The organism is Leifsonia sp. 10N434 (assembly GCF_056394405.1).
The window spans coordinates 723,804-737,302 of record NZ_JBFTHV010000002.1; the positions used below are offsets into that span (position 1 = coordinate 723,804).

Below are 13,499 nucleotides of genomic sequence, written 5' to 3' on the forward strand. Positions count from 1 at the left end.
TTAGACGTAAGGAACGCAACGATGCGAAACCACTCGACCCCCCACTACGTGCGCAGAGTCACCGCGGCCATCGCCGCCATGGCCGGCGCCGCCCTGATCGCCACAGCACTGCCGATGACAGCGAGCGCCGCAACGAGCGCCGCGGCGATCTCAGCGACGAAACCCGCGCCGGCCAAGCTGACCAACCTCGCGCACCTCGACTGGCTGCTGGCCGATGTGCCACTGAAGGCCGGGGTCGCCGGTCACACCACCTACCGGCAGGATGCCCAGCCGACCGCCCGTGCTCCGTGGGTGTACGCCGACCGGAACGCCGACGGGACGTTCCGCCACGTCGGTGGCGGCCCCATCACGGACGCGGCGAAGGGCTGGTACGCCCAGGGCGCCTTCGACGCCGACGACATCTCGCGCGCGGCCGTCGTCTACCTGCGGGACTGGAAGCAGAACGGCACCGCGTCGAGCCGCGAATCCGCGTTCCAGCTGCTCCGCTCGCTGACCTACCTGCAGACGAGTTCGGGCCCGAACGCAGGAAACGTGGTGCTCTGGCAGCAATCCGATGGAACGCTGAACCCGAGCGCCATCCCGGTCGAACAGCCCGACCCCAGTGACTCGGCCGAGTCGTTCTGGCTCGCGCGCACGGTGTGGGCGCTCGGCGAGGGGTATGCAGCGTTCGCTCACTCCGACCGGGCCTTCGCGTCGTTCCTGCAGCAGCGCCTGCAGCTGACCGTCGCCGCCCTCGACCGTCAGTCCCTCTCGCACTACGGCGAGACCTCGATCGCGAACGGCGTGCGCGTCCCCGCCTGGCTCATCGTCGGCAGCGCGAGCGCCACGTCGGAGGCGCTGCTCGGACTCTCCGCGTACGTCGCAGCCGATCCGCGCGACCGCGCGGCATCACAGGCACTGCAGCGGTACGCAGCGGGGGTCGGCCGGCTCTCCAGCGGCGGCATCGGCCAGTGGCCGTTCGGCGCTGTGCTCCCCGAGGCGAACTCCCCGACGTTCTGGCACGCCTGGGGCGGCATGGAGCCGGCAGCGCTCTCGCGTGCAGCCGTCGTCCTCCACCGCGGCGACCTCCAAAAGACCGCAGCGGTCGACACCGCGCAATTCACCGCGCAGCTGCTGGCCTCCGGTGGCCCCGACAACGGCTGGACCCCGACGCCGGCCGATCGTACGCAGATCGCTTACGGCGTGGACTCCCGCATCCAGGGCCTGCTCGCTGTGGCCGACGCGACCCGGGCAGGCGGACTCGATCAGCTCGCCGGCGCTCAGGCGGCCTGGTACTTCGGCGCCAACCCGGCCGGCGTCCCCGTGTACGACCCGGCGACGGGAGTCTGCGTCGACGGCATCGCCTCCGACGGCACGGTGAACCGCAACTGCGGCGCCGAGTCGACGATCCACACCGAGCTCTCGATGCTGGCCCTGGATGCGCATCCGTCCGTCGCCGCGGCTGCGACGTCGCTGACCCGCACCACCGCGACCGACGGGATCACCGTCGTCGAGGCGGAGAGCGGCGCCCTCACCGGCTCCGCGACCGTCGTCACCCCGCCGAGCGCCTGGACGGGATCCGCCAACTGGTCGGGTGGAGCGTACGTGAACGCCGCCGCCGGCGACACCATCACGGTCGCCCTCCCGGCGGGTCAGGGAGCTCACCGCATCCTGCCGATCGCCGACCTCGGCGCCGGACTCTCCGGCAGCACGACCTGGACCGCGACCGGAGCGGGACGGCCGACAGCGCTCGGCTCGAACGCGAACGCGGCCCGCGCCCCGCAGGGGATCGCTCCGTCGCCCGTGTTCCTGCTGCCTCAGACCCTGCGCGGTTCGGCTCCCGCCGGCACCACCGGCCTGACCGCGACCGTGAAGGGAGCCGTGCACCTCGACGCCGTGCTCGTGCAGCCCGTCGTCTCGCACCTCGGGCTGGCGGGCGCATCCGGTGGTCTCGACGTCTACGTCAACGCGACCGATCGCCGGGCGACGCAGACCCTGCCGGCCGGTGGCTCCGCCACGGTCACGCGATACGACCGCTTCGGGCGCCAGGCCGCGGCGACCACGCATGCCGGTTCGGGCGCGACGATCTCCGTCGAGCCCGGTGGATTCACGACGGTGAGCACCCGATGACCAGTGCCCGCATCACGATCAACGATGTCGCCAAGGCGGCGGGCGTGAGCAAAGGACTCGTCTCCCTCGCGCTCAACGAACGCCGCGGGGTGGCGCCGGAGACCAGGGACCGCATCCTCGGCGCCGCCCGCGACCTCGGCTGGAGCCCCAACCCCGGCGCCCGCGGCCTCACCACGCGCCGCGCGTACGCGCTCGGGCTGATCCTGCGCCGCGACCCGCGGACGATCGAGGTCGACCCGTTCTTCCCGGCCTTCATCGCGGGAGTCGAGACGGTGCTCTCGGCGCGGGGCCAGGTGCTGGTGCTCAGTGTGGCGGCGGACCACGACGCCGAGGCCGCCGCCTACGAGCGGCTCTCGACGGACAAGCGGGTCGACGGTTTCCTGCTCACCGACCTCCTGACCGACGACATGCGCATCCGGCTGGTCGAGAGCCTCGGGATGCTCGCCGTATCGCTCGGCTCGCCGACCGCCGACAGTGTGTTCCCGGTGATCTCACGCGACTACGACGAGGGCATCGACGCACTTATGGAGCACCTCATCTCCCTCGGGCATCGTGAGATCGCGCACGTATCGGGCGACGAACAGATGCTGCACGGCCGCCGCCGCCGGGAACGCTACGAGCATGCGATGCGAGAGGCCGGACTGGTCCCGAACGTCATCGCCACGGACTTCTCGCCGGAGCAGGGAGCCGGGGCGACCAAGGCTCTCCTCGACGGTCCCCGGCGGCCGACCGCGATCGTCTACGGCAACGACCCGATGGCCGTCGCCGGCATGGGCGTCGCCCACGAGCGGGGTCTGCGCCTGCCGCGCGACCTCTCGATCACCGGTCTGGATGGATCTCAGATCGGCACCTACATCTATCCCTCCCTGACGACGCTCGACAACGACCCGACCGAATGGGGCATCGCTGCGGCCACCGCCCTGCTGCGCCTCGTCGAAGACGGCGAGACGTCGAACGTCACCCTCCCCCCGGCCGGACTGGTGGTGCGTGCCTCCACAGCGGCGCCCTCCACCGGCCAGCACTGAAACAAGACAAGGAACCGAAGAACCATGCAAAGACGCAGAATACTGATCAGCATCGTGACCGCTGCTGCTCTCGCCGGATCGCTCGCCGCGTGCGGGTCGAGCGGTGGCAGCTCGAGCGATGCGATGAAGGCCCACGGCCCGATCACCCTCTGGTACTCGAACAACGCCCAGGAGCTCCAGTGGGGCAAGGCGATGGTGGCGTCGTGGAACTCCGCGCACCCGAAGGAGCAGATCAAGGCGCAGGAGGTGCCGGCCGGCAAGAGCACAGAAGAGGTGATCGGGGCGGCCATCACCGCCGGCACGACACCGTGCCTGGTGTTCAACAACCTGCCGGCGGCGACTGGGCAGTTCCAGAAGGCCGGCGGCCTCGTCGACCTCTCGAAGTTCTCCGACGGCGACTCGTACATCGAGACGCGCAGCGGTGACTCGGCCAAGCAGTACAAGTCGGCAGACGGCGACTACTACCAGATGCCGTGGAAGTCGAACCCCGTGATGATCTTCTACAACAAGACCCTCTTCGAGAAGGCCGGGCTCGATCCGAACAACCCCGACCTCTCGACCTACGACAAGTTCCTCGCGGCCGCGAAGCAGATCAAGTCGAGCGGAGCCGCGCCCTACGCGATCTACCCGGCGCCGACGAGCGAATTCTTCCAGGTGAACTTCGACTTCCTGCCGCTGTACGCCGCCGAGAGCAACGGAAAGTCGATGATCGAGAACGGCAAGGCGACCATCACCAGCCCGGAGGCGATGGACGTCGCCAACTTCTGGAAGACCATCTACAGCGACGGTCTCGCCGGCAATGAGCAGTACCAGGGCGATGCGTTCGCCGACGGCAAGTCCGCGATGGCGATCGTCGGCCCGTGGGCCATCGCCTACTACGGCGACAAGGTCAAGTGGGGTTCGGTCCCCGTCCCGACCAAGGACGGAACCACCCCGGACAAGACCTACACCTTCCCCGACGCCAAGAACATCGGCATGTACACCTCGTGCAAGAACCAGGGCACTGCCTGGGATGTGCTGAAGTTCGCGACGAGCAAGGACGAGGACAGCAAGCTCCTCAACGTGACCGGCCAGATGCCGATCCGCGATCAGCTGTCCACGGTCTACGCCGACTACTTCACCGCGCACCCGGACTACAAGGAGTTCGGATCGCAGGCCGCCCGCACCGTCGATGACCCTTCAGGCCCGAACACCATCGCCCAGATGCAGGCCCTGCGGGACGCCTACACGAAGTCCGTGATCTCCGGGAGCGGCAGCGTCGAAGACGCGTTCAAGGCCGCAGCCGACAAGATCGACAAGCTGGCGGCGCAGAAGTAGCCATGACCGCCGTCAACACCACGCCGGCGGCGGGGGGCCACGACTCCTCCGCCGCCGGCGGGCCCCTCAAGGGACGCGACGCGAAGAAGCGACGCACTGATCAGCCGCTGCGCATCCGGATCTTCGGAAAGAACCCGCTCGGTTGGTTGTTCAGTGCCCCGTATCTGATCTTCGTGATCGTGATCTTCGCCTACCCCCTGCTGTTCGCGATCTACATGTCGTTCTTCGACTACTTCTTCGCGGCTCCCGGGGCGAACGTCGACCGCCCGTTCGTCGGCTTCGACAACTACGTCAACGCCTTCACCGATCCCGCCGTCTGGCAGTCGTTCGGCAACGTCGGCATCTTCTTGATCATCAACGTGCCGCTCACGGTGATCCTGTCGTTGCTGCTCGCCAGCGGACTGAACAGCATCAAGCGCTTCCGCACCTTCCTGAGGGTCAGCTACTACGTGCCCTACGTGACCGCCAGCGTGGCGATCATCGGCGTCTGGCTGTTCCTGTTCAACGAGAACGGCCTCGTCAGCAACATCCTCGGGCCGCTCGCCCCCAACCCCAGCTGGTTCGTGAATCCGTACTGGGCGATGCCCATGATCGCGATCTACGTGACCTGGAAGCAGCTCGGTTTCTACATCCTGCTGTACCTGGCGGCGCTGCAGAACGTGCCGACCGAACTCTACGAATCCGCCGCGACCGACGGTGCCGGGCGCGTACGGCAGTTCTTCTCCGTCACGGTGCCCGGCGTCCGCCCGGCGACGGTGCTCGTGCTGCTGCTGTCCACGATCGTCGGCGCGAACCTCTTCACCGAGCCGTACCTGCTGACCGGCGGTGGCGGACCGAACGGCGCCTCGACCAGCCCCGTGCTGCTCATCTATCAGCAGGGCATCCAGCAGGGACATCCGGGCTACGCGGCCGCCATCGGCATCGTGCTCGTGATCTTCGTGCTGATCATCGCCTTCCTTCAGAATCGGTTCGCGGGAGAGAGGAACTCATGACCGCCACCACCCCACGCGTTGCGCCGGCCTCGTCCGGGCGTCCCGCGCGTAAGCGCCGCAAGGTCGACATGTCCTCCCCACGGCAGCTCAGCCGGGGGCAGGCCGTGCTTCAGGGGATCGTGCTCACCATCGGTGCGATCGCGTTCCTCTTCCCGTTCTATTACATGGTGGTCGGCTCGCTGCAGGCGGCGCCCGACACGACCGTCGCCGGTGCGTTCCCGAATCCGGCGAACATCACGGTGAACAACTACATCAACATCAACGAGCGCATCAACCTCGGCACCGGCCTGATCAGCTCGGGCATCTTCACGGGAGGCGTGATCCTGTGCACCGTGGTGTTCGGCATGCTCGCGGGTTACGCGTTGTCGATCCTGCAGTGGCGCGGGCGCGGTACGACCTTCGCGCTGGCGCTCCTGGTGCAGGTCGTGCCGTTCCAGCTGCTGATGGTGCCGCTCTACGTTTTGATCGCGCGCAACTACGGACTCGCCGACAACTACCTCGGGATGATCCTGCCGTTCGCGATCAATTCGACGGCGGTGCTCATCTTCCGGCAGTACTTCCTGCAGATCCCGAAGGAGCTCTTCGATGCCGCGCGCATCGATGGCGCCGGTGAGTTCGCGGTGCTCCGGCGCATCGCGCTCCCGCTCGTGCGACCCGCCCTGGTCACGGTGCTGCTGCTGACCTTCATCGGTCCGTGGAACGAGTTCCTCTGGCCGTTCCTGATCACGAAGGAGGCGAGCATGCAGCCGCTCGCCGTCTCCCTGGCGAACTACATCAGCACGGTCGCGGCGTCGTCGACGAACCCGTACGGCGCGATCCTCGCCGGCGCGGTCGTACTGGCAGCGCCCGTGGTGGTGCTGTTCATCGCCTTCCAGCGGTACTTCACATCGACCGACATCGGGTCGGGCGTCAAGGGATGAGGACAATGTCAGCCGTCAGCACGGACGATCTGCGCGCAAGTTACCGCGAAGCGCTGCAGCACACCAACGCGCTCACCGACCGGATCTCGACCGACCAGTTCTCTGCCCACTACCCCGATCGGCCGGATTGGGCGATCGGCCCCTTCGCCAGGGACGAGTCGCTCACCTTCCGTCTTGACGGGCAGTGGGACGACCCGACCGGCATCGGCTGGACCAGCGACTCGATCTTCAACCCGACGGTGATCGAGCGCGACGGGGAGCTTCACTTGTTCTACCGCGCCTCGCCGCGCAAGGAGTCGACTTCCAGCCGCATCGGGCATGCCGTGCAGCGCGACGGCGTCTGGCACGACTCCCCCGCCAACCCGGTGATCTACCCCACGGAAGCCAACGAAGTCCTCGGCTGCGAAGACCCCAAGATCTACCGGATCGACGGGAGGTACGTGCTCTTCTACAACGCCATCTGGCGCCTGCCCGAGACCGGCGAGGTCGCCTGCGACATCATGGCCGCCGTCTCCGACGATCTCGAGCACTGGGAGAAGAGCGGTCTCGTCGTGCCGTACGAGGTGTCGCAGTACTGGGCGAAAGGCGCGGTGATCCCGCGAGACCAGGCCGGCAATGCCGTGCGCATCGGCGGCGAGTACCTGATGTTCCTGTCGGAGGGCTGCGGAGGCCGGCCCATGGTCGGGCACTCGGACGACCTGCTCTCGTGGCGCTTCGAGGAGCAGCCCTACCTGGATCTCCTCGATCTCGGCGGCTCGCTGCACGAAGTCGCCTGCGCTGCAGTCGTCGGCGACGACCTCGTGCTCGACTTCTTCTACGGCGACGCCGACGGCGAATTCGCCGCGGCCCAGGCCCTCTACTCCACCTCCGACCCGTACCGGCAGCTCGCCGTGCACCGGGGCGGCTCGCTCTCCTGGGGCGGGTTGCAGCGCATCGACGGCGATTGGGCCTTCGCCCAGGGCTGGGATGCACCGCGCGGCGTGCGCGAGATGTACTTCTACCGATCGACAGAACCGACACCGAAAGCACCAACGGCATGAGCACTCCAGAGAACTTCCCCTACGCACTGACCAGGGCCGGAGTCGTGATGGTCCCCGAGCCCGGCAACCCGCTCGAGGTGGAAGGGGTGCTCAACCCGGCCAGCGGCCGCGGTCCCGACGGTGAGCTGTACCTGCTGCCGCGTCTCGTGGCCGACGGCAACGTGTCACGGGTCGGGCTGGCGCGCGTCGTCGTCGACGACGGAGTGCCGGTGTCGGTCGAGCGCGAGGCGATCGTGCTCGAACCCGAGCGGGAGTGGGAGATCGGCGCGTCGAATTCGGGAGTCGAAGACCCGCGCGTCACGTTCATCCCGGCTATCGGGCTCCACGTGATGACGTACGTCGCCTTCGGCCCCCTCGGCCCCCGGACCGCCGTCGCCACGTCGCGGGACCTGCGCGAATGGCGTCGCCTGGGGCCGGTCACCTTCGAGTACGACGACGAGCTCGGCGTCGACCTCGGGCTCTATCACAACAAAGACACGGTGTTCTTCCCCGAGCCGGTGACCGCGCCCGACGGCACGCTCAGCCTCGCCGTGCTGCACCGGCCGGTGTGGGAGCTCGGCGAGGTGCGGCCGGGCGAGGGCAACCGTCCCCCCGCCACTGTGCCCGAGTCGCGCCCGAGCATCTGGATCGCCTTCGTGCCACTCGATGCCGTGCTCTCCGACGATCGGGAGCTCGCGCGCTGGCGCCAGAACCGCTTCCTCGCCGGTCCCGAGTATCCGTTCGAGGAGCTCAAGATCGGGGCGGGTCCTGCTCCCATCCGTGTCGAGGAGGGCTGGCTGCTGCTGCACCACGGCGTCACCGGCGTGATCACGAACTCGATGGCCCAGCAGCAGAGCGTCAACTACGGCGCGGGAGCGATGATCCTCGACGGCGACGAGCCGTGGCGGGTGCTCGACCGCACCAGCGCACCGCTGCTGGCCGCAGAGACCGAGGACGAGCGCAGCGGGATCGTTCCGAACGTCGTCTTCCCCACCGCGATCGAGGAGGTCGACGGCCGGCTGTTCGTCTTCTACGGCATGGCCGACTCGAAGATCGGGGTCGCCCGGCTGCACGCGAACGAGTGATCTGGGCCATGATGTCGAAAAGACCGGCTCCCGTTCGTGTAGAAGACGAGAGAAACGGAGAACATCATGACGCAGTACCTGCTCAGCGTGTATCAGCCTGACGGCCCGGTTCCCGAGCCCGACGTGCTGGCGGCGATCGGCCGCGACCTGGAGGACGTCAACAATGCGATGCGTGCCGCCGGCGCGTGGGTCTTCTCGAACGGGCTGCTGCCGCCATCGTCGGCGACGGTTCTTCGACCGGATGGCGACGACGTGCTGATGACGGACGGCCCGTTCGCCGAGGGCAAGGAGCATCTCGGCGGCTTCACGATCGTCGAGGCGCCCGACCTGGATGCTGCGCTCGAGTGGGGCCGTCGCGTCGCGATCGCGAGCACCCTCCCCATCGAGGTGCGGCCCTTCGCCGGGTGAGCGGGCGCGTCGGACCGGCGGAGATCGCTCGTGTCTTCCGCTCCGAGTACGGCCGGTCGGTCGCCGTGCTGTGCCGCATCTTCGGCGATCTCGACGTCGCCGAGGATGCGGTGCAGGACGCCTTCACTGCCGCTGCGCAGCGCTGGCCGGTCGACGGCCTGCCGCCGAGCCCGGCCGGCTGGATCATCACCACGGCGCGCCGCCGCGCGATCGACCGCGTGCGGCGCGAGGCGACGGGGCGCGACCGCATCGCCGAGGCCGCGCTCCTGCACGCGCAGTCGGAGCCCGCTGCGGCAGCCGCAGACCCGGAGTCACCCGTGGACGACGACCGGCTGCGCCTGATCTTCACCTGCTGCCACCCTGCACTGGCGCCGGCATCGCGCGTCGCGCTCACCCTCCGGATGCTCGGCGGCCTGACCACGACCGAGATCGCGCACGCGTTCCTGGTGCCAGAGGCGACGATGGGGCAGCGCCTGTCGCGTGCCAAGTCCAAGATCCGGGATGCGCGCATCCCGTACCGCGTCCCCGGTGAGGCCGACCTCCCCGACCGCCTGCGCTCGGTGCTCGCGGTCGTCTACCTCATCTTTAGCGAGGGCTACACGGCGACCGGCGGCGAGCGCCTCGTGCGCGACGAGCTCTGCGCAGAGGCCATCCGGCTCGCGCGTCTGCTGCTCGAGCTGATGCCCGACGAAGAGGAGGCGGCCGGTCTGCTCGCGCTACTCCTGCTGATCGACGCCCGACGTGGCGCACGGGTGGGTGCCGACGGCGACCCCGTGCTGCTGCCCGATCAGGATCGGGCACTGTGGGATCGGGCTCTGATCGACGAGGGACTGGCGTTGGTGCGGTGGTGCCTGCGACGGGACCGTCCCGGGCCGTACCAGCTGCAGGCGGCAATCCAGGCGGTGCACAGCTCGGCGCCCCGGGCATCGGAGACCGACTGGGCGCAGATCGTGGCGCTGTACGACCAGCTGCAGGCCGTGCAGCCCACCCCGGTGGTCGCACTCAACCGTGCGGTCGCCGTCGGCGAGGCGCAGGGCGCGGCGGCCGGCCTGGCGGTCGTCGATGCCCTGACCGGGACGACCGGAAGCCTCGAGACGTTCTATCTGCTGCACGGCATCCGTGCCGATCTGCTGCGCCGCCTTGGTCGCAGGACCGAGGCCGCCGCCGAGTACGACGAGGCCATCGCACGCACCGACAACGCCGCCGAGCGCCGGATGCTCGCCCGGGCACGCGCCTCGCTGACACCGGTCGAACGCTGACGTCTTCCCTCCCGGCGCCGATCGGCGCAGAGTGGAGGCATGAACATCGCCTTTCTCGGACTCGGCCGCATGGGTCGCGAGCTCGTCCCCCACCTCATCGACGCCGGCCACTCGGTGACCGTGTGGAATCGCTCGCCTGAACCCGCCGCGGTGATCGGCCGTCGCGGCGCAACGGTCGCCTCGACGGCCGCCGAGGCGGTCGATGGGGCGCGGACCGTCGTCTCCGCGCTCTTCGGACCGGACACCGTGAGGGAAGTCATCACGGGAGCGGGCCTGCCGTTCGCCGACGGAGCGCTCTGGATCGACGTGACGACTGTCGCCCCCGCCGACGCAGAGGAGTTCGCCGCCTGGGCCGGTGAGCAGGGCATCCGCTACGTGCACTCACCCGTGATCGGCTCGCTCGCGCCGGCCCGTGCCGCCGCCCTCGGCGTGTTGGTGGGCGGGGAGCACGACGCCGCACGTGACGCCCGCACGATCGTCTCGCTCTGGGCCGATCCCAACAAGCTCCGGATGCTCGACTCCCCCGCCAAGGCCGCCGCCGGCAAGCTCGTGGCGAACCTCGCCCTGGCGGTCTCGATCGAAGGGCTGATCGAGGCGCTCCGCCTCGGCGAAGCCGGCGGCCTGGGCCCGAACGAGGTGCTGGAGACGCTGGGGATCACCGCGCTCGCCCCCGTCGCCGCGATGAAGGGTCCGACCGTCGTGGGGCGGTCCTTCGACGACACGCAGTTCTCGGCGGCGCTGCTGGCGAAGGACACCCGCCTGATGCTCGCGACCAGCGTCAAGCCGCTTCCGGCGGTCGCCCTGGTCGCCGACGCCCTCGACCGCGCGATCGCATCCGGCCACGGCGAGGAGGACTTCTCGGTCATCGCCGACGACTGACGGTTCCGGCGGCGGTGGCGGCGGCTGTCAACGGTCGCGTGAGGCCGCCGAGCGCAGGTACGCCTGGATGCGGCGCGCCGCGTCGCGCAGCACCGTGACGTCGACGTCGATCACGGTCCTGACATCGGGGTCGGCCACGCAGAGGGCGCCGATCCGCTCGTGCTCCAGCGCTTCGACCGGCATCGCGGCGAAGAACTGCGGGCCGCCGTTGTAGACGATCGGATCGGCGCGGGTGCGCTCGTCGCGCCGGGCGTCGTACACGACGATGGGGCCCGCCATCTGCGACGCGTTGCGCGCGAGCACGCCGGGATCCGGGAGGGGCCTGGCGCCCGACGAGACGACGGTGCGCTCTCCGCGCTCGTCCACCACGACCAGTCCCGCCCAGGACGCGCGGAAATGCGCCCGGACGTCGACGAGCACCGCCTCGATGGAGGTATCCCCCGACACCTGGGCGTGCGTCAGCAGGTCTTGGATCCGGGCGCGACCGTCGTCGCCCGATGGCGCGATGGCCTGCCGATGGTCGCGCAGCGCTGCGACCACGGCCGGAGCGAGGTCGCCCGCCCACTGCGCGTATACGGTCGAATCGCGATAGCGATCCGTACCCGGCTGTGGATCGCTCAGCATGGCCAGCCGGGCGCAGCCCGCTCTCGAGAGCAACCGCGACGACGCGGCGTTGAGGCGGTTCCGGTGGCGGTCCGCTCTCGCCCCCACCCGACCTGCGTACGTCGGTATCGTCGATACCGTCTGGATTCCCAGCAGCACGACGCGAGCCGGATCGATTCCGGAGGCCTCCAAGACACCCAGCGCGCGGCGGAGGCTCGTCGTCCACGCCGAGGTGGCTGTCGCCGTCAGCGCATCGTTGACGCCGACCGTGATCACTGCCGCACTGAAGGAGGACAGGTCGTCGAGGTGCTCGAGCGCGTCGGGAAGGTCCCGCGCCAGCATCCGGGGGTCGGCGTGCACGACGACGTCGACCCCGGAGTCGAGGTCCCGCGCAACGCGCCGGGCCAGATGGCCCGCGAGGGCGACCTCGTGCGTCAGAACACCCCATCCGACGGCCGGCCCGCCGCCGATCAGCAGCACCCGTTCACCGCCGGGCCCCCCGGCATGCACGACGCCGTCCGACGGCGGGCGCGGGACGTCGTGCATGAGCCTGCTGCGGTGCGACAGGATCGCCCGCGACCACATCGCGCTCACCACCATCGCACCTCCAGGCTCCATTCAACTCTCGTCCGTGCCGGTCGCGACGTAAGGGCGCACCGCAGGACGTCTTCGATTTGTGCAATAAGCAGGGTTGAACGGGACCACACCGTACATTTAGACGGAAACTGCCGCCGGCAGCGCAACGAAAAGCCCGGCCGGATCGATGATCCGGCCGGGCTTCGGTGGTGCACCCCCTGGGACTTGAACCCAGAACCCACTGATTAAGAGTCAGTTGCTCTGCCGATTGAGCTAGAGGTGCGTTTCGTTTCGGTGACCCGAACCGAGGCTCAACATTAGCATCAGATTCGCGCGCTTCGCCAATCGAGCATCCTTCAGCATCCGGGCCCGTCGCGACGCGTCGGGACACACGCTCTGCACCCGGAGGGCACCCCCCGTTCACGACGGCTGGGTAGGCTCGGAGCCGTGACTTCCGACTCCGCCACCATCGCCACCGGCGCCCCGTTCGCCGACGACCTCGCGCTCGCGCTGCGCCTGGCCGACACCGCGGACGCGATCTCCGCCGACACGTTCCGCGCGCTCGATCTGCACATCGACACCAAGCCCGATCGCACGTACGTGACGGAGGCCGATCTCGCCGTGGAGCGCGCCATCCGGGGCGTCCTCGCCACCGATCGACCGGATGACGGGATCCTCGGCGAGGAGTACGGCGTCGAGGGTGACGCGACCCGCCAGTGGATCATCGACCCCATCGACGGCACCGCCAACTACCTGCGCGGCGTCCCGGTCTGGGGGACGCTGATCGCTCTCGCTGTCGACGGTGTGCCTGTCGTGGGTGTCGTCAGCTCCCCCGCGCTCGGCAAGCGATGGTGGGCGGCGACGGGGTCCGGCGCGTGGGTGGCCGAGAACGACGGCGACCCCCGCCGCATGCGCGTCTCCGCGGTCGCGGACCTCGAGCACGCGTCGATCAGTTTCCAGTCCATCGCGCAGTGGGACGACGCCGGCTACCTCGACCGGCTGATCGCCCTCACCCGGGCGGTCTGGCGCGACCGGGCGTACGGAGACATGTGGTCGTACATGATGCTCGCCGAGGGCCTGATCGATGCTGTCGGCGAGTTCGACGTGAAGACCTACGACCTCGCCGCACTCATCCCGATCGTCGAGGAGGCGGGCGGACGCTTCACCTCAGTGAACGGCGATGCCGGCCCCGGCAACGGATCGTCGCTGGCCAGCAACGGCCTCCTGCACGAGGCTCTGCTGCGCGCCCTCGCCTGAGGGTGCGCAGCACAAGCTGAGGGCGCGCAGCAGAAGCCGACGGTCGAGGG

12 protein-coding genes and 1 tRNA gene are annotated in these 13,499 nt (G+C 69.2%); 11 read left to right on the forward strand and 2 right to left on the reverse strand.

Annotated features, from left to right (window positions below):
- The first annotated feature begins 21 nt into the window (after positions 1–21).
- From AC1DB1_RS09150 to AC1DB1_RS09195, 10 genes are all read left to right on the forward strand, one after another.
- Entirely contained in the window at positions 22–2,109 is a 2,088-nt protein-coding gene (locus AC1DB1_RS09150; RefSeq protein ID WP_477200517.1) for a hypothetical protein, read from the forward strand.
- A complete protein-coding gene (locus tag AC1DB1_RS09155) occupies positions 2,106–3,134 on the forward strand; it encodes a LacI family DNA-binding transcriptional regulator (protein ID WP_477200518.1) in 1,029 nt (342 codons plus the stop codon). The genes AC1DB1_RS09150 and AC1DB1_RS09155 overlap by 4 nt, the downstream gene beginning before the upstream one ends.
- Before the next feature lie 24 nt (positions 3,135–3,158).
- Complete coding sequence (locus AC1DB1_RS09160; protein WP_477200519.1) at positions 3,159–4,451, forward strand: ABC transporter substrate-binding protein; 1,293 nt, start codon at positions 3,159–3,161, stop codon at positions 4,449–4,451.
- 2 nt (positions 4,452–4,453) lie between these two features.
- Positions 4,454–5,443: a carbohydrate ABC transporter permease gene (locus tag AC1DB1_RS09165; protein ID WP_477200520.1), complete on the forward strand. Its 990-nt coding sequence runs from the start codon at positions 4,454–4,456 to the stop codon at positions 5,441–5,443.
- On the forward strand, positions 5,440–6,363 hold the full coding sequence (locus AC1DB1_RS09170; protein WP_373877157.1) for a carbohydrate ABC transporter permease: 924 nt from the start codon (positions 5,440–5,442) through the stop codon (positions 6,361–6,363). The genes AC1DB1_RS09165 and AC1DB1_RS09170 overlap by 4 nt, the downstream gene beginning before the upstream one ends.
- A 5-nt stretch (positions 6,364–6,368) precedes the next feature.
- Positions 6,369–7,403: a glycoside hydrolase family 130 protein gene (locus tag AC1DB1_RS09175; RefSeq protein WP_477200521.1), complete on the forward strand. Its 1,035-nt coding sequence runs from the start codon at positions 6,369–6,371 to the stop codon at positions 7,401–7,403.
- On the forward strand, positions 7,400–8,467 hold the full coding sequence (locus tag AC1DB1_RS09180; protein WP_477200522.1) for a glycoside hydrolase family 130 protein: 1,068 nt from the start codon (positions 7,400–7,402) through the stop codon (positions 8,465–8,467). The genes AC1DB1_RS09175 and AC1DB1_RS09180 overlap by 4 nt, the downstream gene beginning before the upstream one ends.
- Before the next feature lie 66 nt (positions 8,468–8,533).
- Entirely contained in the window at positions 8,534–8,875 is a 342-nt protein-coding gene (locus AC1DB1_RS09185; protein ID WP_271178251.1) for a YciI family protein, read from the forward strand.
- Positions 8,872–10,134, forward strand: coding sequence for an RNA polymerase sigma factor (locus AC1DB1_RS09190; RefSeq protein ID WP_477200523.1), 1,263 nt, complete (start codon positions 8,872–8,874; stop codon positions 10,132–10,134). Before AC1DB1_RS09185 ends, AC1DB1_RS09190 begins: the two co-directional genes overlap by 4 nt.
- 39 nt (positions 10,135–10,173) lie before the next feature.
- Entirely contained in the window at positions 10,174–11,013 is an 840-nt protein-coding gene (locus AC1DB1_RS09195; RefSeq protein WP_477200524.1) for an NAD(P)-dependent oxidoreductase, read from the forward strand.
- A gap of 27 nt (positions 11,014–11,040) precedes the next feature.
- Here the strand turns inward: AC1DB1_RS09195 and AC1DB1_RS09200 are convergent, their stop codons facing one another.
- On the reverse strand, positions 11,041–12,234 hold the full coding sequence (locus tag AC1DB1_RS09200) for an SGNH/GDSL hydrolase family protein (RefSeq protein ID WP_477200525.1): 1,194 nt from the start codon (positions 12,232–12,234) through the stop codon (positions 11,041–11,043).
- A 165-nt stretch (positions 12,235–12,399) separates the two neighbouring features.
- Positions 12,400–12,475 (reverse strand) — tRNA-Lys (locus AC1DB1_RS09205).
- 164 nt (positions 12,476–12,639) lie between these two features.
- Here AC1DB1_RS09205 and AC1DB1_RS09210 point away from each other — a divergent pair.
- The gene (locus AC1DB1_RS09210; protein WP_477200526.1) at positions 12,640–13,449 is read left to right on the forward strand and encodes an inositol monophosphatase family protein; all 810 of its coding nucleotides are present in this window, start codon (positions 12,640–12,642) and stop codon (positions 13,447–13,449) included.
- Positions 13,450–13,499: the final 50 nt, after the last annotated feature.

What these genes read in the sequence shown, in the direction of transcription:
- AC1DB1_RS09200 (WP_477200525.1), bottom strand. Translation starts at nt 12,234, where the DNA reads ATGGAGCCTGGAGGTGCGATGGTGGTGAGCGCGATGTGGTCGCGGGCG.
- AC1DB1_RS09160 (WP_477200519.1), top strand. Translation starts at nt 3,159, where the DNA reads ATGCAAAGACGCAGAATACTGATCAGCATCGTGACCGCTGCTGCTCTC.
- AC1DB1_RS09150 (WP_477200517.1), top strand. Translation starts at nt 22, where the DNA reads ATGCGAAACCACTCGACCCCCCACTACGTGCGCAGAGTCACCGCGGCC.
- AC1DB1_RS09195 (WP_477200524.1), top strand. Translation starts at nt 10,174, where the DNA reads ATGAACATCGCCTTTCTCGGACTCGGCCGCATGGGTCGCGAGCTCGTC.
- AC1DB1_RS09165 (WP_477200520.1), top strand. Translation starts at nt 4,454, where the DNA reads ATGACCGCCGTCAACACCACGCCGGCGGCGGGGGGCCACGACTCCTCC.
- AC1DB1_RS09180 (WP_477200522.1), top strand. Translation starts at nt 7,400, where the DNA reads ATGAGCACTCCAGAGAACTTCCCCTACGCACTGACCAGGGCCGGAGTC.
- AC1DB1_RS09185 (WP_271178251.1), top strand. Translation starts at nt 8,534, where the DNA reads ATGACGCAGTACCTGCTCAGCGTGTATCAGCCTGACGGCCCGGTTCCC.
- AC1DB1_RS09170 (WP_373877157.1), top strand. Translation starts at nt 5,440, where the DNA reads ATGACCGCCACCACCCCACGCGTTGCGCCGGCCTCGTCCGGGCGTCCC.
- AC1DB1_RS09155 (WP_477200518.1), top strand. Translation starts at nt 2,106, where the DNA reads ATGACCAGTGCCCGCATCACGATCAACGATGTCGCCAAGGCGGCGGGC.
- AC1DB1_RS09175 (WP_477200521.1), top strand. Translation starts at nt 6,369, where the DNA reads ATGTCAGCCGTCAGCACGGACGATCTGCGCGCAAGTTACCGCGAAGCG.